Genomic DNA, 20,814 nt, shown 5'->3' on the forward strand with positions numbered 1-20,814 from the left:
GGACGATGGCATGGCCGCACCAGACCCCATGACCGGACGCGGCGGTCCCTTGCGTGGGCGTGGGCCGGCCGCGCGGGGGGCGGAGGTCGCCGAACAGGTCGAGATCGCCCTGACCTTCGACGACAACCGCCTCGCGAGCCTCGTCTTCGGCCAATACGACCAGAACGTCGCCCACATCGAGCGCCGGATGGAGATCGTCGCCACCGCGCTCGGCAACCACCTCGTCGTCAAGGGCCCGGCCGATGCGGCCGAGAAGGCGCGGCGGGTGTTCGAACGGCTCTACGCCAGGGTCGGCGCCAGCGGGCAGCCCCTGACGCTCGGAGACGTCGACGGCGCCATCAAGGAGACGACGCAGCAGGGCATGCTGTTTCCGGCGGCCGAGATCAGCGCCGAGCCGGACCGGCCGGTGTTCGACCAGATCGCCACCCGCAAGCGCGGCGCCGTGCGCGCCCGCAACCCGGCGCAGGACGCCTACATCAAGGCCCTGCGCACCCACGAGCTCGTGTTCGCGGAAGGTCCGGCCGGCACCGGCAAGACCTGGCTCGCGGTCGGCCATGCGGTCTCCCTGCTGGAACAGGGGCACGCGGAGCGCCTGATCCTGTCGCGCCCGGCGGTGGAGGCCGGCGAGCGCCTCGGCTTCCTGCCGGGCGACATGCGCGAGAAGGTCGATCCCTACCTGCGCCCGATCTACGACGCCCTCTACGACTTCATGGAGGCGCGCCATGTCGACCGCGGCCTCCAGACCGGGCTCATCGAGATCGCGCCGCTCGCCTTCATGCGCGGACGCACGCTCACCAACGCCGTGGTCCTGCTCGACGAGGCCCAGAACACCACCTCGATGCAGATGAAGATGTTCCTCACGCGCCTGGGCGAGAACTCGCGCATGATCATCACCGGCGACCCGAGCCAGGTCGACCTTCCGCCCGGCCAGAAGTCCGGCCTCGTCGAAGCGGTCGGTATCCTCGACGGCGTCGAGGGTATCGGCCGCATCCGCTTCCGCGACGTCGACGTGGTACGCCACGACCTCGTGCGCCGGATCGTGACGGCCTACGAGGCGGCACAGGGAGCGAGCGCCGGCGACCGCGGGTCCCTGGCGCGGCGGTCGCCCCAGGCATGAGCGCCGTCGAGGTGGATGTCGCGATCGAGGACGAACGCTGGACAAGCGTCGTCGCCGACATCGAGTCCCATGTGATTCGCGCCGTCGAGGCCGGTCTTTCGGTGGCGCCCGAGCCGGTGACCGGCGAACGCGAGATCAGCGTGCTGCTGACCTCCGACGCGGCGGTACGCGAACTCAACCGCACCTGGCGCGGGCAGGACAAGCCCACCAACGTCCTGTCGTTTCCCGCGCCCCCGCAACCCGGCCATGCAGCGGGCCCGGCGCCGCTGGGCGACGTGGTTCTTGCGTATGACACGATGCTGCGCGAAAGTGAGGAGCAGGCCAAGCCGCTCGCCCATCACCTCGCGCATCTCCTCGTCCATGGTACCCTTCACCTCCTCGGCCAGGACCACGAGACCGGAGATGCCCAAGCCGATGCCATGGAAGCCCTGGAGATCGCGGCCCTGCGCGGCCTCGGCATTCCCGATCCCTATGCGGATTGAGCGGTACCCCGGACCGATCCGCCCACCGTCCCAGACCAGAGAGACATGACGAACGATCGAAGTCGCGGCGCGGCCCAGGCCGCGCTCGGTGCCACCGAGGGCGAATCCCCGGCGCGCGAGGTTCCGACCCGCGAACCCTGGTACGATCGCCTCCTCAACGTCTTCCACCTGCGTCCGCGCGACTCCCTGCGCGACGACATCGAGGGCGCGCTGGCGACGCCCGATTCCGGCGAGAACGCCTTCTCGCCGATCGAGCGGGCGATGCTGAAGAACGTGCTCGGGCTGCACAAGGTGCGGGTCGACGACGTGATGATCCCGCGGGCCGACATCATCGCGGTGTCCATCGAAACGAGCCTGAGCGACCTCCTGAAGCTCTTCCGTGCCGCCGGGCATTCGCGCCTGCCGGTCTACGGGGAAAGCCTCGACGACCCGCGCGGCATGGTCCACATCCGCGATCTCGTCGACCACCTCGTCGCCAGGGCCGAGGCGAGCCCGCGCCGGGCGGCCTCCGCGACGATGACGAGCGCGGAGGCGCCTCCGGCCGCTTCGCCGCGCCAGCGCCGCGGCACCCGTGCCCTGCGGGGCCTCGACCTCGCGAACGTCGACCTCTCCGCGAGCCTGGCCTCGACGCGCATCCAGCGCCCGGTCCTGTTCGTCCCGCCCTCGATGCCGGCCATCGACCTGCTGGTCCGGATGCAGGCCACGCGCACCCACATGGCCCTGGTCATCGACGAGTACGGCGGGACCGATGGCCTGATCTCGATCGAGGACCTGATCGAGATGGTGGTCGGCGACATCGAGGACGAGCACGACGTCGCCGAGGGCCGTCTGGTCCAGCGCGTCGACGGGGAGGCGGACATCTTCATCGCCGATGCCCGGGCCGGCCTCGCCGAAGTGTCGGCGGCCACGGGGATCGACCTCGACGCGGCACTCGGCCAGATGGCCGAGGACATCGACACCATCGGCGGCCTGATCGTGACCCTGGCCGGCCGCGTGCCGTTGCGGGGCGAGGTCATCGGCGGTCCCGGCGACCTCCAGTTCGAGGTCCTCGACGCCGACCCGCGCCGGGTCAAGCGCCTGCGCCTGCAGCACGGGCAGGCGCGCATCGGCAACGTGGTCCCCCTCGCCCTGCCGCCGCCCGGCCATCCCGCGTCCGCGCCGACGGACATCTCATCGCCGTGACGCCATCCCGATGATCCGTGACTCCGACGCCGCCGGTCCCGCGCTCCGCATCGGCCGGCCGGCGCCGGGACCGCTGGCCCCCCTCGCCCACCGCGTGATGCTGACCTCCGGCTGGCGCCGCCTCGCGCTCGCCTTTTCGGCCGGTGCGATCGGCGCCCTGGCGATGCCGCCGTTCGGGCTGTTGCCGGCCCTTTGCCTGTCCCTCGTCCTGGCCGTCTGGCTGATGGACGGAGCCGTCACCGGCCGGCGCGGAACCCTCGGCACCGTCATCGCCTCCGCCGGCATCGGCTGGGCCTGGGGCTTCGGTTATCTCACCGCCGGATTGTGGTGGCTCGGCTCCGCCTTTCTCGTCGAGGCGGAGGAGTTCGCCTGGGCCCTGCCGCTCGGCGTCATCGGGCTGCCGGCCGTCCTCGGGCTGTTCTACGGCGCCGGCTTCGCCCTCGCCCGGCTGGTCTGGTCGCCGGGGGGCGGGCGTATCCTCGCCCTCGGCGTCGGACTTGCCGCCAGCGAGTGGCTGCGCGGCCACCTCTTCACCGGATTCCCCTGGAACAGCCTCGGCATGGCGCTCGGTCAGAACCTCTGGCTCATGCAGGGGGCCGCCCTGTTCGGTCTCTACGGGCTGACCCTCCTGGCGGTCCTCATCGCCGCCGCACCCGCCACCCTCGCCGACGATGCCGGGGCCGGTGGGCGCTATGGCCCGAGTGCCACCGCGGCCGTCGGTCTGGCCGCCTTGGCGGCCTTCGGCGCCTGGCGCCTGCCCGCTGCCCCGGACCCCACCGTCCCCGGGGTGCGCCTGCGCCTGATGCAGCCGAACCTCCCCCAGGACGCCAAGTTCAGGCCCGAGAACCGCGAGGACATCCTCGACCGCTATATCGAGCTGAGCGACCGCGCCGCCGCGCCGGACCGGACCGGCCTCTCCGACGTCACCCATGTGATCTGGCCTGAATCGGCGTTCCCGTTCCTGATCCAGCGCGATCCCAGGGCACTCGCCCGCATCGCCGCCGCGCTGCCGCCGGGCAAGCACCTGATCACCGGTGCCGCGCGCGTCGAAGAGCCGTTGCCGGGCGAGAAGCCGCGCTTCTTCAATTCCATCCTGACGCTGTCGGCCGGGGCGACGCTGGGCGACGTCTACGACAAGGTGCACCTCGTTCCCTTCGGCGAATACCTGCCCGCTCCCCTCGACGCCGCGCTGCGGGCGGTGGGCCTGCGCCAGTTCGTGGCGATCCCGGGCGGATTCACCCCCGGCCCTCGCGCCAGCCAGCGCATCATGACCGTACCGGGCCTGCCGCCCATCGCCGCCACCATCTGCTACGAGGCGATCTTCCCCGGCGCGATCGTGCCGGTCGCCCCACCCGGTGCGCCGCCGGCGGTGCCCGGCTTCATCCTCAACCTCACCAACGACGCCTGGTTCGGCGACACGCCGGGGCCGCGCCAGCACTTCGCGCAGGCCCGCCTGCGCACCGTGGAGGAAGGGCTGCCCCTGGTCCGCGACGCCAACACCGGCCTGTCCGCGGTGGTCGACGGCCACGGCCGGATCACCGCCAGCCTGCCCCTCGGCGTCGAGGGCGTGCTCGACGCCGCCCTCCCTGCGAGGCTGTCGGGACGGACGCTCTACGCGGCGCTCGGCGACATTCCCTTCGCGGTCATGCTCGCGGGTTGCCTTGTGGCGGCCCTTGTCGCGGGGCGGCACCGCGCGTGACCGCTCACCACGCAAAGGCCACTCACCCCGTGCTGGTCGGGCTCGGGATCATGCTGATCGCGTTCAACATGCGCCCGGCACTCACCACCATCGGCCCGCTCCTCAACGACATCCGCGCCGAGACCGGGCTCACCGCGGCGGGGGCGGCCGTACTCACGACCCTTCCGGTGTTCTGCCTCGGGCTCGCCTGCGCGCTCGGCCCCTGGGTGATCCGCCGGTTCGGGCCCGACTGGGGCGTGCTCCTGGCGGTCGTCGTCGTCGCCCTCGGCTCGGTCCTGCGCGGCCTCGGCGGCCTCGCCGGCACCGGTGCCCTGGCGACGCTGTTCCTCGGTGCCTGCCTCGCCGCCGCCGGCATCGGCCTGTCGGGCGTGCTGCTGCCCGGCCTCGTGAAGCGGGATTTCCCCCGGCACGCCGGACCGATGACCGGCCTCTACACGATGATCCTGTGCCTGGGCGCGGCCACGGGCGCGGGCATCGTCGTGCCGATGGCGCATGGCCTCGGCGGCGGCTGGCCCCTGGCGCTCTCGCTCTGGGCCCTGCCGTGCCTCGTGGCGGCCCTCGTCTGGGCGCCCCTGGCGATGCGGGGCAGCGGCCTCCACCGCTCCACCACCGGGCGTCCGCCCTGGCGGGACCGGGTCGCCTGGCAGGTCACGGGCTTCATGGGCCTGCAATCGTCGCTGGCCTACATCGTGTTCGGATGGCTGCCGGCGGTGCTGCAGGCCCGTGGCCTGAGCGCCGTCGACGCCGGCTTCGTCACCTCGATCATGAGCCTCGGGCAGGCGCCGAGCGCCCTCCTGGTGCCGACCCTGGCGAGCCGCGCGCGCGACCAGCGCCCCTTCGTCGTCGGCCTCGTCGTCCTCTGTGCCGCCGTCTTCGCGGGCCTCGCCCTCGGGCCGAGGGGACTCGTGCCGGTCCTCGCGATCCTGCTCGGGGTCAGTCTCGGCGGCCTGTTCGGGCTCGGCCTCACCATCATCGTCCTGCGGGCGCGCAATGCGGAGGCCGCCGCCGGCCTCTCGATCCTGTCGCAGGGCGTGGGCTACACCTTCGCCTCCCTCGGGCCGTTGGGGTTCGGGCTCGCCCACGACGCCAGCGGGGGCTGGGAATGGCCCACCGCCCTCTTCGTCGCCATCGCGTCGGGAAGTCTCCTGTGCGGCCTGGGCGCGGGCCGCGACCGGCAGGTGGGGATCGCGCCCCGGCGGGCCGAGCGCGCCTGATCCCGGCGTCGCCGGTTGTGCAAGGGGACTTCCCGCACGCGATTCGTGCGGATAAGACCCGCGAACGCGCGGTGATCGTTGGCGTTTCCACGTCCCGGTGTGCTATGGCGTTCCGATCCCGCCCAAAGCCGATCCGCGCCAGGGTGTGTGGACTGCCTCGTTCCGCCTCGCGGGCCCTTTCGGGCACCCGGGTGGAACGGTCCTTCGACGTTCGGCCAGACATCGATCGGGGCGGCCATGCGCCCGCGGTCGCGCCGGAGACGGCGCACCGTCGCGTTTGACGAGAGGCATCGAGAGAGGATTGCAATGAGCGACGAGACCGACGCCCGGACCCGTTCCGAGGAGCGCGCCGAGCGCGCCGAACGCATGGCCAAGGAAGGCGCCCAGGCGATGGCCGAGCATCTGGCGTCCGTGAAGGCCGTCGACGAGCGCACCGTCAAGCTGCGCGCCCTGCGCCTGGCCCACGAAGCCGCGGAAGCCGAGGCCAAGGCCGCCGCGCCGCCGCCGGCCCCGAAGCGCAAGCGGTCCTGACGGGTCTGTAGGAGAACGCGATGGCATTCGATCGCACACGACGTCCCAGCGACCCGCGCCAGGCCGCCGAGGCCGCCTTCAAGGCCGCGACCACGAAATCCGTGGACACCCCGCGCCCGGCCGCCCCCGCCCCCTCGGCCGGTGCCGCCGTCCCCGGTGCCCGGGAGATGGTGACCCTGCGCATCGACCGCGCCGTCCTGGAGCATTTCCAGAAGGACGGGCCGGGCTGGCAGGACCGCGTCAACGCCGCCCTGAAGGTCGCCGCCGGCCTGTAGGCCCTGTCGGTCCCGCGCCGGCTCGCCGGATCCGGACCACGGGTCGCGCTTGATCGCGGTCGCCATCGGGGCGAAGGACGATGCCGCAATGCAGGATCCCGCCATGGCCGAGACCGCCCAGACCGACCGTCCCACACCCGCCGGGGATGCGTTCGACGTCGACCTCTTCGTGATCGGCGGCGGTTCCGGCGGTGTGCGTGCCGCCCGGATCGCGGCGGGCCACGGTGCCCGGGTGCAACTCGCCGAGGAATACCGGGTCGGGGGCACCTGCGTCATCCGTGGGTGCGTGCCCAAGAAGCTGATGGTCTACGCCGGCCGCTTCGCCGAGGAGTTCGAGGACGCCGCGGGATTCGGCTGGACGGTTCCCGAGCCGCGCTTCGACTGGAGCGTGATGAAGCGCCGCCGCGACGCCGAGGTGGCGCGCCTGGAGACGATCTACGACACCAACCTGATGCGCGCGGGCGTCGATGTGGAGCCCCAGCGCGCGGTGATCGAGGGGCCCCATGCGGTGCGCCTCGTCGACAGCGGCAAGGTGGTGCGAGCCCGGCACATCCTCGTCGCGGTGGGTGCGCGACCGGTCAAGCTCCCCGACGTGCCGGGCATGGATCTCGCCATCACCTCGAACGAGGTGTTCGAGCTGGAGACGCGGCCCGAGCGGATCCTCGTGATCGGCGGCGGCTACATCGCCGTGGAGTTCGCCGGCGTCTTCGCCGCGCTCGGCAGCCGCACCACCCTCCTGCACCGGGGCGACAAGCTGCTGCGCGGCTTCGACGACGAAGTCCGAGAGGGGCTCGCCGAGGCCTACGGCAAGCGGATGGACCTGCGCCTCGGCCGCACCCTGGCGCGCCTCGAGCGGCGCACGACAGGCATCCTCGCCACCCTCGACGACGGCGACACCCTGGAGGTCGATCAGGTCCTGGTCGCCACCGGCCGTCGTCCCAACGTCGACGGCCTCGGCCTCGATTCCGTCGGTATCGCTCCGAACAGGAGCGGCGCCATCCCGGTGGACGCTTTCTCGCAGACGGCGGTGCCGTCCATCTATGCCGTGGGCGACGTCACCGACCGGGCCAACCTCACGCCCATCGCCATCCGCGAGGGCCACGCCTTCGCCGACACGGTGTTCGGCGGCAAGGCGTGGTCGGTGGACCACGGGCTGATTCCCACCGCCGTGTTCTCGACGCCCGAGATCGGCACCGTCGGCCTCACCGAGGCGCAGGCCGGCGAGAGGTACGACGCCATCGACGTCTACCGGTCGAGCTTTCGCCCGATGAAGGCGACGCTGTCGGGCCGCGAGGACCGGATGCTGCTCAAGGTGATCGTGGACGTCGCCACCGACCGGGTGCTCGGCGTCCACATCCTCGGCCACGACGCCGGCGAGATGATCCAGGCGGTGGGGATCGCCGTCACCATGGGCGCCACCAAGGCCGATTTCGACCGCACCATCGCCGTGCATCCCACCGCCGGCGAGGAACTCGTCACCATGCGGGTGCCCGCCGTGACCAAGAGGCCGCAGAGCGTCGGGTAGGCGCGGCCGGAACACCCGGCTTTCCGGCTCCGTTGCCCTGGCGCAACCGCGAGCCGGAAAGTTCCCATGACCGACAAGATGGCCGAGCCGATCATCGCTCCCTACGACGGTCCCGCCGGCGGCTGGGGTTCCGCCGGGTCGCTCGCCGAGATCCTGACCCGCGAGCAGATCCCGCTCTCGGGCGCGGCGCTGCTCATGAAGCAGAACAAGCCCGACGGCTTCATGTGCACGTCCTGCGCCTGGGCCAAGCCGGCGAAGCCCGCGGCGTTCGAGTATTGCGAGAACGGCGCCAAGGCCACGGCCTGGGAGCAGACCGCCAAGCGCGTCGGCCCCGATTTCTTCGCCCGGCACTCGGTCACCGAACTCCTGACCTGGACCGACTACGCGCTGGAGGAGAAGGGCCGCCTCACCCATCCGATGCGCTACGACCCTGGAACCGACCACTACGTGCCGGTGACCTGGGCGGAGGCGTTCTCGCAGATCGGGACGGCCCTGCGCGGTCTCGATCCGGCCTCCGTCGTCCTCTACACTTCCGGCCGGGCCGCCCTCGAAACCTCGTACATGTACGGCCTGTTCGCGCGGCTCTACGGCACCAACAACCTGCCCGATTCCTCCAACATGTGCCACGAGCCGACCTCGGTTGGCCTCAAGGCGTCGATCGGGTCCCCGGTCGGCACCACGGTGCTGGAGGACTTCGAGTCCACCGACCTGATCCTGTTCTTCGGACAGAATGTCGGTTCGAACGCGCCAAGGATGCTGCATCCGCTCCAGGATGCCCGCAAGCGGCGCGTTCCGATCATCACCTTCAACCCCTTGCGCGAACGCGGGCTGGAGCGCTTCACCAACCCGCAGTCGGTGGTGGAGATGGCGACGCGGACCTCCACCGAGATCTCGACGCAGTATCTCCAGGTCAAGGCCGGCGGCGACATCGCGGCGATCACCGCGATGTGCAAGTGGCTGATCGAGGCCGATCGCGAGGCCGAACGGGTCGGGCGCCCGCGCCTCCTCGATGCGGCGTTCATCGCCGAGCACACCCACGGTTTTTCGGCCTTCGCGGCGTTCTGCGACGGCCAGGACTGGGCGACCCTGGAAGCGCGCTCCGGCCTCACGCGGTCGGCGCTCGAGGCGGCGGCGACGGTCTACGCCCGTGCGCGCGCCGTGATCGGCGTCTACGGCATGGGGCTGACCCAGCACCGCAAGGGCACCGAGGCGGTGCAGATGCTGGTGAACCTGATGCTGCTGCGCGGCAACGTCGGCCGTCCCGGTGCCGGCCTGTGCCCGGTGCGCGGGCATTCCAACGTGCAGGGCCAGCGCACGGTGGGGATCACCGAGAAGCCGGAGCTCGCGCCCCTCGACAGGCTGAAGGACCTCTACGGCTTCGAGCCGCCGCGGGAGAAGGGCCTCAACACCGTGGAGGCTTGCGAAGGCATCCTCGATCGTTCGGTGAAGGCCTTCATCGGGCTGGGCGGCAACTTCGTGCGCGCCATCCCCGACACGGTGCGGATGGAGGAGGCCTGGCGGCACATGGACCTCACCGTCCAGATCTCGACGAAGCTCAACCGCTCCCACCTCGTCAACGGTGCGGCCGCCTACATCCTCCCCTGCCTCGGGCGGATCGAGGTCGACGCCCAGGCGAGCGGGCCGCAGGCGGTGTCGATGGAGGATTCGACCTCCTGCTTCCACGGGTCTCGCGGCGTGACGCAGCCGGTGAGCGCCGAGGTCCGCTCCGAGCCCTGGATCGTGGCCGAACTCGCCAAGGCGACGCTGACCCCGAACCCGAAGGTCGATTGGGACGGATGGGTCGGCGACTATGCGAACGTCCGCGCGGCCATCGAGGCGACGTACCCCGACGTGTTCAAGGACCTCGAGGGCCGCATGTTCGACCCGGGCGGCCTGCGCAAGCCCGTTCCCGCCCGCGCCCGGCAATGGGAGACCCCGACGGGGAAGGCGACCTTCGTGGTGCCCGAGGGGCTGGACGAGAACCCGGACATGCCCAAGCGCCATGCCGACGTCCTCGACCTGATGACGCTGCGCTCCAACGACCAGTTCAACACCACCGTCTACGGTTACGACGACCGCTTCCGCGGCGTGAAGGGCACCCGTACGATCCTGTTCATGAACGCCGACGACATCGACCGCCTCGGGTTTCGCGACGGCGAGAGCGTCGATGTGCGCACCGAGGCGCACGACGGCATCGAGCGGGTCGTGCGCGGCTTGCGGATCGTCGCCTATGGGATCCCGCCGGGCAATTGCGGTGGCTATTATCCGGAACTGAACCCGCTCATTCCGCTTGGGCACCATGACGAACAGGCGATGACGCCGGCCGCCAAGGCGATCCCGGTCCGGATCGTGCGTGCGGGCCCCTGACAGCGACGTGATCTGGCGACAGGCTGAATGACCGAAGACGACGATGCGTACACGAGGCGGCAGGCGATCATCGACCGCCTGCTCGCTGAAGCCCTCGATCCCCTGCGCGCGTCGCGTCTGCCCAGCCACGACGCTCTATCCGACGACATGCGGCTCGCCCTCGACTCGCTGCTCCTGAAGGTCGACGCCATGAAGGTCCGGCGGCTGACCTACGAGGATCTCGAACAAGCCCTGCCGCCGCGCGACGTCACCGCGGAGGATCTCGAGGCGATCTTCTGGATCCTGTCCGAGCTCGGCATCGCCATCGAGGACGGCGATGCCATGGGATGAACGGCCCCTTCGGTCGGGAGCCGACGCGCTCAGCGGGCGTGTTCGTCGTCGCGATACCCGTTGTTCTCCCGCGCCGCCTCGACATTCCGAGGTTCGACGTTCCGGGGATCGCCATACGCCATGAACCGGCTACCGCCGCGCTCGCTCAGACGGGCATCGAAGGCGGGCGCCTGAACCTGTGAGGACGGGACGTCGACCTGGGCGCCCCAGACGGAGAGGGTCCGCGAACCGGCCAGGGCACCGCCGGTGGAAACGACCGCAAGAGCGGCGGCGACGACGATCGACTTGAACATGGCAATATTCCTTTCGTCTTCTAGCCTGCGACGATGGTTTCGCCGCATCTATCCAGTGTTTCGCATCGCCATCCCTCGACGTTACAAGTTATCTCGGTCGATTGTGCGTTGGCGCACGTCCGCCGTTCGATCGCGCCGGGCGTCGGGGTCGACCCATCCGAGGGGACCAAGGGCGGTTCGCGCTCGCATCCGGTCGCGAACCGCTCTATAAGCCGCGCTCCTCACACGAGATTCCCCTTCAGCGAAGCCGGCCGAGAGGTGGACGGGAGACGATCATGGGCGAGCGTTGGACACCGAAAACGTGGCGGCAGCTGCCGATCCAGCAGGTGCCGGCCTATCCGGATGCCGCCGCGCTCGAGAGCGTCGAGACGCAGCTCGCGAGCTTCCCGCCCCTGGTCTTCGCCGGTGAGGCGCGCAAGCTCAAGGCGTCCCTGGCGCGGGTCTCCACGGGCCAGGCGTTCCTGCTCCAGGGCGGCGATTGCGCCGAGAGCTTCGACGAGCATTCGGCCGACAACATCCGCGATTTCTTCCGCGTGTTCCTGCAGATGGCGCTGGTGCTCACCTTCGCCGGCGGCTCGCCGGTGGTGAAGGTCGGCCGTATCGCCGGTCAGTTCGCCAAGCCGCGCTCCTCGCCCACCGAGACGATGGATGGCGTGGTGCTGCCGAGCTACCGCGGCGACATCGTCAACGGCCTGACCTTCACGGAAGAAGCGCGCGTGCCCGATCCGCGCCGACAGCTGGAGGCCTATCGCCAATCGGCGGCGACGCTCAACCTGCTGCGTGCCTTCGCCACCGGCGGCTACGCCAACCTCGAGAATTCGCATCGCTGGATGCTCGGGTTCGTGAAGGATTCGCCGCAATCCTCGCGCTACGCCGATTGCGCGGAGCGGATGACGGAGGCCCTCGACTTCATGCGGGCGATCGGGATCAACCCCGAGACCCACCAGGAAGTGCGAACCACCGATTTCTACACGAGCCACGAGGCGCTGCTGCTCGGCTACGAGGAGGCGCTGACGCGCGTCGACTCCACCAGCGGCGACTACTACGCTACCTCGGGCCACATGCTCTGGATCGGGGACCGCACCCGCCAGCCCGATCACGCCCATGTGGAATACGCCCGCGGCATCAAGAACCCGGTCGGCCTCAAGTGCGGGCCGTCGATGACCGCCGAGGGTCTGATCCGCCTCGCCGACCAGCTCAACCCGGCCAACGAGGCGGGCCGGCTCACCCTCATCTGCCGGTTCGGTGCCGACAAGGTCGGCGAGCACCTGCCCGGCCTGATCCGCGCGGTGGAGCGCGAGGGCCGCAGTGTCGTCTGGGCCTGCGATCCGATGCACGGCAACACCATCTCGGCCGGCCGCTACAAGACGCGACCGTTCGAGCGGGTGATGCAGGAGATCGAGGGCTTCTTCGACGTCCACCGGGCCGAAGGCACCATTGCCGGCGGCATCCACCTGGAGATGACCGGCAAGGACGTCACCGAATGCACCGGCGGCGCCCGCGCGCTGACGGCCGACGACCTTCAGGATCGCTATCACACCTATTGCGACCCGCGCCTCAACGCGGAGCAGGCGCTCGAAGTGGCGTTCCGCACTGCCGAACTCGTCAAGCGGGAACGCAGCCACGTCGAGCGCCCGCGCCTCGACGCGGCCGAGTGATCCGTTTCCCGCGTGAATCGAGCGGGAACCGGATCACCGAGCCCGCGCGGCGCCTGAGCGAAGCCCATGTCCGCATCACGAAGTGATCACCCGGAAATGGTATAGGTCGAGCGGAGTTCCGGCACGGCATCCCCGGTCGCCTGACTGCGGATGCGGCGACACGAGCCTCTCCTCGATGCGGTCGGCCCGCACCTGTCCCCGGCCTGTTCCGAAGGACAGCCGAGGCACGGCCCTGCTCCTGGCGGCGCCATGACCCGACCTGCGGCCGTCATTCTGGTGCATGCGGCGACTCATCGGGATCGAACGCCGGATGAGCGGGAGGGCCGAGGTCCTTCCGGACTGCATCGACCGGACGGGCGGGCGCGGCCCGATGCATCGTGGTTATCGAGGACGACACCCGTGCGATCGCCGGCGTCTCTTCCGGGCGCGCTCCCGGCCAGCCGGACCTCGAACGGGGTCGCCGCTCTTTGTCCGACCGGCGAGCGCGGCGCGCCGGCCTAGAGGCGAAGGCGCTTGAAGATCGGCTCCGGGATGGCGCGGATGATCGCCATCACGAGGCGCCAGACCGGACGGACGTAGACGACGTCGGCCCGGCCCCGCTCGGCCGCCGCGTAGATGGCGGCGCCGACCTCCGCGGGCTCGGCGGTGAGAAGCGGCGGCAGCGACAGCGCCTGGGTCATGCGCGTGCGCACGAAGCCGGGCTTGACCGTCACGACCCGAACCGGCCCCCGGGCGAGCCGGTTGCGCAGGCCCGACAGGAAGGCGGTGAACCCGGCCTTGGCCGAGCCGTAGACGTAGTTCGATCCTCGGCCGCGGTCGCCCGCCACCGAGCTCACCCCGACGATCGTGCCGTGGCCCCGCGCCGCGAAGCGGTCGGCCAGGATGCCGAGGAGCAGCGATGGCCCGAGGTAATTCGTGGCCATGACCCGTGCGGCATGCTCCGGGTCGGCCTCGGCACGGTTCTGGTCGCCGAGTTCCCCGACGACGCAGACCACGGTGTCCGGAAGGACCGGCAGCGCGTCGACGAAGGCGGCGAGGGTATCGAGGGCGAGGACGTCGAGGGGCAGGACCGCGACGGGCTCGCCGGTGCGGACGCTGAGATCGTCGGTGTCGCGACGGGCCGCGCTCGGATCGCGCGCCGTGAGCACGATCGCCCAGCCCTCGCGGGCATAACGGGACGCCACCGCCCGACCGATGTCCGATGTGGCGCCTACCAGGAGGAGCGTCTTGCGGCCGGCCATCGTCGAGCACCTTGCAAGGGAGATGATGAGGAGCGCGGATCGAGGCCCGACGCCGAACCTTCTACACTCCGAGCCTTCTACAATCCGGGCCTTCTACACGCCGAGCCTTGCGGAAAGATGCGAGGTCAGGCGACGCTCGGCGCCGATCGCGTGCCGCAGGCGTCGAAACTCGCCGAGGCCGGGATAGCCGGCCTCGAAGGTGGCGCGGGTCTGCCTGGAATCCTTGGCGAGGTAGAGCCGTCCGCCGGCCGGGACCACCAGACGGTCGATCTCGTCGAGGAGAGCCAGGGCGGCGGCGTTGGCCGGCAGGTCGAGGGCGAGGGTGTAGCCATCCATCGGGAACGACAGGAGGCCGCTGCCCGGCCCGAGCCGCTTGAGCACGGCCAGGGGTGAGGCGCTCCCCAGGCGCGCCACGCGCTCGAGGATCTCGGCCAGGACGGGTTGGGCGGAGCCCGGCGGGATGACGCATTGATGCTGCACGAAGCCCCGCCGGCCATAGAGCCTGTTCCAATCGGAGAGGCCGTCGAGGGGGAAGAAGTACTGCCGCCAGGGCACGTAGGCCGGCCGTCGCGCCGCCGCCGCGCCGCGGCGATGGTAGAGCGCGTTGAAGGCACCGACCGTGAGCGGGTTGAGCGTCCAAGACGGCATGTCGACGGGAACCGGCACGGCGGCCCGGCCGGCCGCCCGGGGCGGCGCGAGGCCCGCGCATTCGGCGGCCGACGCATGCTCGCCGCGAAACACGAGGCCGCGCCCGAGGTGCCCTCCCCGGCTCTGGCAGTCGATCCAGGCGACGCAATAGGTCGCCTCGGCGCTGCGATCGAGCGCGGCGACGAGGCCGGACAGATTGGTGGCGACCTCGGTTTCCTGGCGAATCCAGCCGCTCTCGATCGGGCGCAGCCGAAAGGTCGCGTCCACGATGAGGCCGGTGAGGCCCATGCCGCCGACGGTGGCCGTGAACAGTTCGGGATTGTCCTCCCGCGAGCAGCGAAGCGGGCGCCCGTCGGGCAGGAGCAGGGTGAGCGCGTCGAGATGGTCGCCGAAACCGCCTTCGCGGTGGTGGTTCTTGCCGTGTACGTCGGCGGCGATCATCCCGCCCACGGTGACGAGGCGGGTCCCCGGCACCACGAACGGAAAGAAGCCGCGGGGCACGACCACGTCGAGGATGTCGGCCAGCAGCACGCCCGCCTCCACGGTGAGGCGGCCGCTGTCGGGATCGAAGCCGCGGAAGCGATCGAGGCGCCGCATCAGCACGGTCTGGTGGAGGCCGATGGCGGCATCGCCGTAGGCACGCCCGTTGCCACGCGCGACGTAGTCGGTGCCCGCGGCCACGAGCCCCGGCAGACGGTCGGGGGCCTCCGCCCGCAGGATGCGCGATTCGGCGCGCGGATAGCGGCCCCACCCGGAGAGGGTGCCGAGTGGTCCGGCAATGTCGCGGGGCCGGTCCGTCACCGCAAGCCGCCGGCGAGGGGCAGGCCATCGCCAAGCCGGGCCGGTGCCGCTACCGGACCCGCCGCACGGCTGAGGATGCGCCAGACCAGGACGACGATGGCCAGTAGGGCGAAACCGGCGAGGCTCGGCGGCCACGCCGCCGTTCCGGGATACGGAATGTCCTGCCCGACCATCCTGTCGTGCCAGACCGAGGCGAGGAGGCCGTAGCCGCAGGTGAAGAGGCTCAAGCCGAGGAGGGCGATCTGCTCGCGTGGGCTCGCACGCCGGATCAGGCCCGGCATTAGGAAGGCCAGGGCGATGCCGTAGAGCGTCAGGTCGTAATCGTAGGCGTAGGGGCTGACGAACAGGCCGGCCAGGGCCGTGGCGCCCAGCGCCGTCGCCGTGTCCCGCCGGCCCCGGATCGTGGCAACGACCACGGACAGGGCGAGGAAGGCGATGCCGGCCTGGACGGCGAGCGCGACGCCCGCCGGCACCGCGAGGCTGCGCAGCGCCGCGTAGACCGAGATCATCCGGTGCAGGGGATAGTAACCGGCGACCAGGAAGGCCTTCGCCTCGGCGACGGCGGAGACGAACGCCGGCCAGACCGTTATGCCGAGGGCGAGGGTGGCGGCCGCGCAGGCGAGCGCGACCACGCAGGCGGCGAGCCCGACGCAGCGCCAGTGCCGGGCCGCCACCGCATGCAGCGCGAAGGCGACGGCCAGATGGGGTTTGACGACCATCAACCCGAGGGGCAGCCCGGCGAGCGCTCGGCCCCCGGCGAAGGCCAGGGCGGCAAGACCGATCAGCGTGCCGCTCAGGAAGCCGTTCTGGCCGCAGCCGATGGTCACGACGATCGCCGGGAAGATCGCCAGCAGCACCGCCGGGAAGGCCTCGTCGGCGATGCGCTTGAGGACGAGCAGGAAGGCCGCGAGGGTCGCCCCGGTGAACAGGAGATAGGCGAGGCTCACGGGAAGGAGCGCGAGGCCGGCCACCACGAGATCGAACGGCGGCGGGTAGGTCCAGGGCATGAACGTGTCGCTGCCGCTCACGACCCGCTGCACCTCCCGCATCGTCCCGGCGTGATAGGCCTCCGCCGCTCGCCCCTGCCAGATCATGCGCCCGACGATATGGAAGGTCTCGAAATCCGTGAGCTCCGTCTTCTCGATCCGTGTGAGCCCGGCGAGGGTGGCCGCCTTGGCCAGCACCACCGCCGGCATGAGCAGGAGCAGGACGCGGGTGACCAGCGGTGTCGCGAAGCGTGTGATGATCACGAAGGGGAGCCCAATGCGCCGGTGACGCCGTTCGTCCGAGCCTTGACGCTTTCACGGGCGGTTTAAGGAAGGGTTAGGCGCGATCGCCGATAAAATCCGCCGAATGTCCCTCCATCGGGAGTGCCGGGCGTGGGTGGACGAACAGCGGTCGTCGGCGACGATGTCTTCGCGATGCCGGGGTGGGCCGAGCCCGTGCCGGTGCTGCGCGTCGAGCGCCCCCTCCCCCTCGTGATCGATCTCGACGGTGCCGGGCTGTCCCCGGCCTTCGTGGCGGAGGCGGCGATCCGTGCGCTGCGCGGGGGGCCGTCCGGCGTCCTCTCGCTCCTGTCCGTGGCGCTGCCGGGCCGCGGTTCGTTCGACCACGCGTTCGACCGAAGCGGCGCGGTCGACCCCGGCCCCGGCCTCTTCGACGCGCGCATGCTGGCCGCGGCCACCCGGGCCGATGCCGAGGGGCGTGAAGTCCTCATCCTGACGAGCGCCTTCCCCGCCCTTGCGCGGCGCCTGTGCGCCACGACGGCCTGGGCCGACGACGTCATCGTGGCGCCGCGCGGCGACGACATCGCCGAACTCGCCCGCCTGGCCGCCGTCAGGACGCGCTGCCCCGGCGGCTTCGTCGCGTTCTCCGGCGCCGACGAGGGCGCCTTGTGGGTCCGCGCCGCCGGCAGGCAGGCGGCCGAACCGGGGCTTGTCGACGCGGTGGCGCCGCCGGTCCGGTCCCGCTTACGCGTGTGGGTCAAGGCGGCCCGCCTGCACCAATGGACGAAGAACCTGCTGGTCTTCCTGCCCCTCGTCCTGGCCGGGCGCGCCTTCGACGCCTCCGCTTGGCTGATGGCGGCGATGGGATTCCTGGCCTTCGGGCTCGTCGCCTCGGCGACTTATCTCCTCAACGACCTGCACGACCTCGACCACGATCGCGCCCATCGCTCGAAGCGGCACAGGCCGCTGGCCTCCGGGGCGCTGTCGATCCCCGCGGCCCTCGTCGGAATCGTGTCCGGCCTCGGCCTCGGCTTGGGGCTCGCCGCCGCCAGCGGCCCGGCGAGCCTCGCCATCCTGTCCGTCTACCTCGCGGCGACCCTGGCCTACACCTTCCGGATCAAGCGTGTCGCCCTGCTCGATGCGGTGACGCTGGCGGGCCTGTTCACCTCGCGGCTGGTGGCCGGCGTGGTGTTCTGCGGGGTCGCCGGTTCGGCCTGGTTGTTCGTGCTCTCGATGTTCCTGTTCACGTCCCTGGCGCTGGCCAAGCGCTACGGCGAGATCAGGCACCTCGCCCCGTCCGGTGCGATTCCCGGCCGCGGCTACGTCGCCGAGGACGGGCCGGTGGTGCTGGCGTTCGGGACGGCCACCGCGGCTGCGGCGGTGCTGATGGTCTCGCTCTACATCGTCGAGGCCGCCACCCGGCAGGCCTTCTACGTGAACCCGGAGTTCCTGTGGCTGGCGCCGGTGGCGGTCTTCGTCTGGCTCGGCCGGATCTGGCTCCTGTGCGGGCGCGGCGCGCTGAACGACGATCCCGTCGAATTCGCGATCACGGACGGCCCCAGCCTCGCCCTCGGCCTCGCCGTGCTCACCGGCTTCTGTCTCGCTTGCATGCGGTTCTGACGTTGCGCCCGCAGGCGCCCGCCTACGGAGCGGGGCGTTCGCCTTCGGGCGGTGACGAACGCGCGGCGGGCACCGGCGAACGGCGCACCTCGCGCAAGGTGGTCCCATCCGCGAAGGCCGCGCCGGCCGACTTCGCCACGGCGATGCGCTGCGACAGGTAGATGCCGTGGTGGCCCGAGGCGAGATAGGCCATGACGCAGGCCGTCGCGATATAGACGCCGTGGGTGGCCCCGAACAATTCGATGCCCATCAGCGTGCATGCCAGCGGCGTGTTGGCAGCGCCTGCGAACACCGCCACGAAGCCGAGGGCCGCGAACAGGTCGAGGGGTGCGCCGAGCCCTCCCGCCACCGCGTTGCCCAGCGCCGCGCCGATGAAGAACAGCGGCGTGACCTCGCCGCCCTTGAAGCCCGCGCTCAGGGTCACGACGGTGAAGAGGATCTTGAGGGCCCAGCTCCAGGGATGGACATCGGGACCGAAAAAGCTCGCGATGGTGAGTCCGTCGGGACCGGCGGCCGACACCCCGAGCCCGAGGTAGTCGCGGGTGCCGACCGCGTAGACGAGGCCGATCACGGCCAGGCCGCCGACGAAAGGACGCAGCGGGCCGTAGGGCACGAACCGCTTGAACAGGCCCGACAGGCGATGGTTGGCCTCCGCGAAGACAAGCGCGGCGAGGCCGAAGGCGACACCGGCCAGGGCCACCTTGGCGAGCAGGACGGGCTCGACCACCAGGGCCTTGGCCGGGCCGGCGAGGTAGTCGATGCGGTAGTCGCCGTGATGGATGCCCCAGGCCTGGCAGACCCAGTCGCCGACCACGGCGGCCAGGAGGCACGGCGCCAGGGCGCCGTATTCGATCCGCCCGAGGGCGAGCACTTCGAGCGCGAAGACCGCCCCGGCGACGGGAGTGCCGAAGACGGCGCCGAACCCCGCCGCGATCCCGGCCATCAGGAGGATCCTGATCCCGGGCGGGTCCAGCCCCAGCAGCCTGCCGAAGGTGGCGGCGAGGCTGCCGCCGAGTTGCACGGCCGTCCCCTCGCGCCCGGCCGACCCGCCGAACAGGTGGGTGACGAGGGTGCCCAGCACGATGAGGGGCGCCATCCGCGCCGGAACGCCGGCGTTGGGCGCATGGATCTCGTCGACGATGAGGTTGTTGCCGCCTTCCACGCTCGCGCCGAAGCGATGGTAGAGCCACCCGACCGCGAACCCGCCCACCGGCAGCAGGAACAGCAGCCACGGATGATCGAACCGCGTCTTCGTCGCGGCGTCGAGGCTCCAGAGGAAGGCGGCGCACAGGGATCCGACCGTCGCCGCCATCGCCGCGAGAATCATCCACCAGCGAACCATGGCCAGCGCGTCGAGCAGCCGGCGACGGACGACGGCTCTCATGTCGTTGAACGAGGAGGAGCGATGGAGGATTTCGCGCACGGGCCTACCTTGGTTGCGAAGCCGCAAAAGGTAGGAATCATCAGCCCGAAGGGCGGTTCGGCCATGTGGCCCGGCAGAATCCATTGCCGTGGTGCATCATCCCGAACCGCCGGTTGGCCGTCAAGGCTGGGGCCGGCGTCAATAGGTATGCTCGTCGGCCGGGAAGCGGCCGGTCCTGACCTCCTCGGCGTAGCCGCGCACGGCCTCCTCGATCTGGTCGCGCAGGCTGCCGAATCGTTTGACGAACTTCGGCGCCCGTTCGCTCAAGCCCAGCATGTCCTCCAGCACCAGGATCTGCCCGTCGCAACTGGACGAGGCGCCGATGCCGATGGTCACCGTGGTGACGGCCGGATCGGTGGCGATGGCCCGCGCCACCGGTTCGACGATGCCCTCGAGCACGATGGCGAAGGCGCCGGCTTCGCTGATCGCCCGTGCGTCCTCCCGCAACCGGCGCTCGGCCGCCTCGCCCCGGCCCTGCACCTTGAAGCCGCCCATGGTGTTCACCGATTGGGGGGTGAGGCCGATGTGGCCCATCACCGGCACGCCGCGTTCCACGAGGAAGGACACGGTCTCGGCGAAACGCGCGCCGCCCTCCATCTTGATGGCCCCTGCGCCGGTCTCCTTGAGCACGCGCACGGCGCTCATGAAGGCCTGCTCGCGGCTGGCCTCGTAGGAGCCGAACGGCATGTCGACGACCACGAGGGCGCGGCTGGTGCCCCGCATCACGGCCTGGGCCTGGACGATCATCATCTCGAGGGTGACCGGCAGTGTGGTCTCCATCCCGTGCATCACCATGCCGAGCGAATCGCCCACCAGGATGAAATCGCAGTGCGGATCGAGAATGCCGGCGGTGTGGGCGTGGTAGGCGGTGAGCGCGATGATCTTGCGACCTTCGGCCTTGCGCGCGGCCAGATCGACGGCCCTCAGGCGCCGTGACGTGACAAGCTGCGACATCGGTCACTCACTCGATTGTCCCGCAATGGTCGTCTTGCGGCGTTACATCTTCGGCATCCGTCGCCGACCGGCAGGGCCGGCGCGATGGCCGGGATCTCCACAGGTGGTACGCCGTGAGGGTGGGACCCGCGAGGCCGGCCGGCGAACCCGTCCCGCCGGCTCGGCCTCCGATGCGGACGTCGCGATGGCGTCGCGCGTCCGCGCCCTTCAACCGGGCGTTTGCTCCCT

At 70.9% G+C, this 20,814-nt stretch carries 18 protein-coding genes and 1 riboswitch; of the genes, 12 read left to right on the forward strand and 6 right to left on the reverse strand.

Annotated features, from left to right (window positions below):
- The first annotated feature begins 28 nt into the window (after positions 1 to 28).
- The 10 genes from ASF39_RS12425 (at position 29) to ASF39_RS12470 (ending at position 10,722) form a co-directional block, all read left to right on the forward strand.
- Entirely contained in the window at positions 29 to 1,117 is a 1,089-nt protein-coding gene (locus ASF39_RS12425; protein WP_055885936.1) for a PhoH family protein, read from the forward strand.
- Positions 1,114 to 1,599, forward strand: a complete 486-nt coding sequence (gene ybeY, locus ASF39_RS12430; protein ID WP_055885939.1) for an rRNA maturation RNase YbeY — start codon at positions 1,114 to 1,116, stop codon at positions 1,597 to 1,599. The genes ASF39_RS12425 and ybeY overlap by 4 nt, the downstream gene beginning before the upstream one ends.
- Before the next feature lie 45 nt (positions 1,600 to 1,644).
- A complete protein-coding gene (locus tag ASF39_RS12435; protein WP_056284278.1) occupies positions 1,645 to 2,781 on the forward strand; it encodes a hemolysin family protein in 1,137 nt (378 codons plus the stop codon).
- 97 nt (positions 2,782 to 2,878) lie between these two features.
- The gene (gene lnt / locus ASF39_RS12440; protein ID WP_244472398.1) at positions 2,879 to 4,480 is read left to right on the forward strand and encodes an apolipoprotein N-acyltransferase; all 1,602 of its coding nucleotides are present in this window, start codon (positions 2,879 to 2,881) and stop codon (positions 4,478 to 4,480) included.
- A complete protein-coding gene (locus tag ASF39_RS12445) occupies positions 4,477 to 5,694 on the forward strand; it encodes an MFS transporter (protein ID WP_056284281.1) in 1,218 nt (405 codons plus the stop codon). Before lnt ends, ASF39_RS12445 begins: the two co-directional genes overlap by 4 nt.
- Positions 5,695 to 6,000: 306 nt before the next feature.
- The gene (locus ASF39_RS12450) at positions 6,001 to 6,225 is read left to right on the forward strand and encodes a hypothetical protein (RefSeq protein WP_055885946.1); all 225 of its coding nucleotides are present in this window, start codon (positions 6,001 to 6,003) and stop codon (positions 6,223 to 6,225) included.
- A gap of 20 nt (positions 6,226 to 6,245) precedes the next feature.
- A complete protein-coding gene (locus ASF39_RS12455; RefSeq protein ID WP_055885949.1) occupies positions 6,246 to 6,500 on the forward strand; it encodes a BrnA antitoxin family protein in 255 nt (84 codons plus the stop codon).
- A gap of 103 nt (positions 6,501 to 6,603) precedes the next feature.
- Positions 6,604 to 8,025 carry a glutathione-disulfide reductase gene (gene gor / locus ASF39_RS12460; RefSeq protein ID WP_056284489.1) on the forward strand — a complete coding sequence of 474 codons (1,422 nt, stop codon included), beginning with the start codon at positions 6,604 to 6,606 and terminating at the stop codon, positions 8,023 to 8,025.
- Between the two features lie 66 nt (positions 8,026 to 8,091).
- Positions 8,092 to 10,392 (forward strand): FdhF/YdeP family oxidoreductase, encoded by a 2,301-nt coding sequence (locus ASF39_RS12465; protein WP_156648478.1) that lies wholly within the window; start codon positions 8,092 to 8,094, stop codon positions 10,390 to 10,392.
- 27 nt (positions 10,393 to 10,419) lie between these two features.
- Entirely contained in the window at positions 10,420 to 10,722 is a 303-nt protein-coding gene (locus ASF39_RS12470) for an RNA polymerase sigma factor region1.1 domain-containing protein (protein WP_055885952.1), read from the forward strand.
- A 29-nt stretch (positions 10,723 to 10,751) separates the two neighbouring features.
- Here the strand turns inward: ASF39_RS12470 and ASF39_RS12475 are convergent, their stop codons facing one another.
- Entirely contained in the window at positions 10,752 to 11,015 is a 264-nt protein-coding gene (locus tag ASF39_RS12475; RefSeq protein ID WP_055885955.1) for a hypothetical protein, read from the reverse strand.
- A gap of 275 nt (positions 11,016 to 11,290) precedes the next feature.
- Here ASF39_RS12475 and ASF39_RS12480 point away from each other — a divergent pair, with 275 nt between their 5' ends.
- Positions 11,291 to 12,673 (forward strand): 3-deoxy-7-phosphoheptulonate synthase class II, encoded by a 1,383-nt coding sequence (locus ASF39_RS12480; protein ID WP_055885958.1) that lies wholly within the window; start codon positions 11,291 to 11,293, stop codon positions 12,671 to 12,673.
- A gap of 497 nt (positions 12,674 to 13,170) precedes the next feature.
- Here the strand turns inward: ASF39_RS12480 and ASF39_RS12485 are convergent, their stop codons facing one another.
- The 3 genes from ASF39_RS12485 to ASF39_RS12495 form a co-directional block, all read right to left on the reverse strand.
- Complete coding sequence (locus ASF39_RS12485; RefSeq protein WP_056284283.1) at positions 13,171 to 13,914, reverse strand: SDR family oxidoreductase; 744 nt, start codon at positions 13,912 to 13,914, stop codon at positions 13,171 to 13,173.
- A gap of 93 nt (positions 13,915 to 14,007) precedes the next feature.
- Complete coding sequence (locus tag ASF39_RS12490) at positions 14,008 to 15,363, reverse strand: FAD-binding oxidoreductase (RefSeq protein WP_082494539.1); 1,356 nt, start codon at positions 15,361 to 15,363, stop codon at positions 14,008 to 14,010.
- Positions 15,360 to 16,613: a glycosyltransferase family 87 protein gene (locus tag ASF39_RS12495; protein ID WP_156648479.1), complete on the reverse strand. Its 1,254-nt coding sequence runs from the start codon at positions 16,611 to 16,613 to the stop codon at positions 15,360 to 15,362. Before ASF39_RS12495 ends, ASF39_RS12490 begins: the two co-directional genes overlap by 4 nt.
- A gap of 129 nt (positions 16,614 to 16,742) precedes the next feature.
- Between ASF39_RS12495 and ASF39_RS12500 the strand changes: the two genes are divergently transcribed.
- On the forward strand, positions 16,743 to 18,209 hold the full coding sequence (locus tag ASF39_RS12500; protein WP_156648480.1) for a UbiA family prenyltransferase: 1,467 nt from the start codon (positions 16,743 to 16,745) through the stop codon (positions 18,207 to 18,209).
- 22 nt (positions 18,210 to 18,231) lie between these two features.
- On the opposite strand, the gene ASF39_RS12505 is transcribed toward ASF39_RS12500, so the two are convergent.
- Both ASF39_RS12505 and panB read right to left on the reverse strand, forming a co-directional pair.
- Positions 18,232 to 19,593, reverse strand: coding sequence for a voltage-gated chloride channel family protein (locus ASF39_RS12505; RefSeq protein ID WP_056284498.1), 1,362 nt, complete (start codon positions 19,591 to 19,593; stop codon positions 18,232 to 18,234).
- Positions 19,594 to 19,656: 63 nt separating this feature from the next.
- A riboswitch (Fluoride riboswitch) is annotated at positions 19,657 to 19,729 on the reverse strand.
- A 41-nt stretch (positions 19,730 to 19,770) separates the two neighbouring features.
- The gene (panB, locus tag ASF39_RS12510) at positions 19,771 to 20,586 is read right to left on the reverse strand and encodes a 3-methyl-2-oxobutanoate hydroxymethyltransferase (RefSeq protein WP_055885971.1); all 816 of its coding nucleotides are present in this window, start codon (positions 20,584 to 20,586) and stop codon (positions 19,771 to 19,773) included.
- Positions 20,587 to 20,814 lie beyond the last annotated feature (228 nt).

This window comes from Methylobacterium sp. Leaf108 (genome assembly GCF_001423265.1).
Classification (GTDB): domain Bacteria; phylum Pseudomonadota; class Alphaproteobacteria; order Rhizobiales; family Beijerinckiaceae; genus Methylobacterium.

Excerpts from the sequence above, each read along its gene's own strand:
- ASF39_RS12425 (WP_055885936.1), top strand. The coding sequence starts at position 29 with ATGACCGGACGCGGCGGTCCCTTGCGTGGGCGTGGGCCGGCCGCGCGG.
- ybeY (WP_055885939.1), top strand. The coding sequence starts at position 1,114 with ATGAGCGCCGTCGAGGTGGATGTCGCGATCGAGGACGAACGCTGGACA.
- ASF39_RS12435 (WP_056284278.1), top strand. The coding sequence starts at position 1,645 with ATGACGAACGATCGAAGTCGCGGCGCGGCCCAGGCCGCGCTCGGTGCC.
- lnt (WP_244472398.1), top strand. The coding sequence starts at position 2,879 with ATGCTGACCTCCGGCTGGCGCCGCCTCGCGCTCGCCTTTTCGGCCGGT.
- ASF39_RS12450 (WP_055885946.1), top strand. The coding sequence starts at position 6,001 with ATGAGCGACGAGACCGACGCCCGGACCCGTTCCGAGGAGCGCGCCGAG.
- ASF39_RS12455 (WP_055885949.1), top strand. The coding sequence starts at position 6,246 with ATGGCATTCGATCGCACACGACGTCCCAGCGACCCGCGCCAGGCCGCC.
- gor (WP_056284489.1), top strand. The coding sequence starts at position 6,604 with ATGGCCGAGACCGCCCAGACCGACCGTCCCACACCCGCCGGGGATGCG.
- ASF39_RS12465 (WP_156648478.1), top strand. The coding sequence starts at position 8,092 with ATGACCGACAAGATGGCCGAGCCGATCATCGCTCCCTACGACGGTCCC.
- ASF39_RS12470 (WP_055885952.1), top strand. The coding sequence starts at position 10,420 with ATGACCGAAGACGACGATGCGTACACGAGGCGGCAGGCGATCATCGAC.
- ASF39_RS12475 (WP_055885955.1), bottom strand. The coding sequence starts at position 11,015 with ATGTTCAAGTCGATCGTCGTCGCCGCCGCTCTTGCGGTCGTTTCCACC.
- ASF39_RS12480 (WP_055885958.1), top strand. The coding sequence starts at position 11,291 with ATGGGCGAGCGTTGGACACCGAAAACGTGGCGGCAGCTGCCGATCCAG.
- ASF39_RS12485 (WP_056284283.1), bottom strand. The coding sequence starts at position 13,914 with ATGGCCGGCCGCAAGACGCTCCTCCTGGTAGGCGCCACATCGGACATC.
- ASF39_RS12505 (WP_056284498.1), bottom strand. The coding sequence starts at position 19,593 with ATGAGAGCCGTCGTCCGTCGCCGGCTGCTCGACGCGCTGGCCATGGTT.
- panB (WP_055885971.1), bottom strand. The coding sequence starts at position 20,586 with ATGTCGCAGCTTGTCACGTCACGGCGCCTGAGGGCCGTCGATCTGGCC.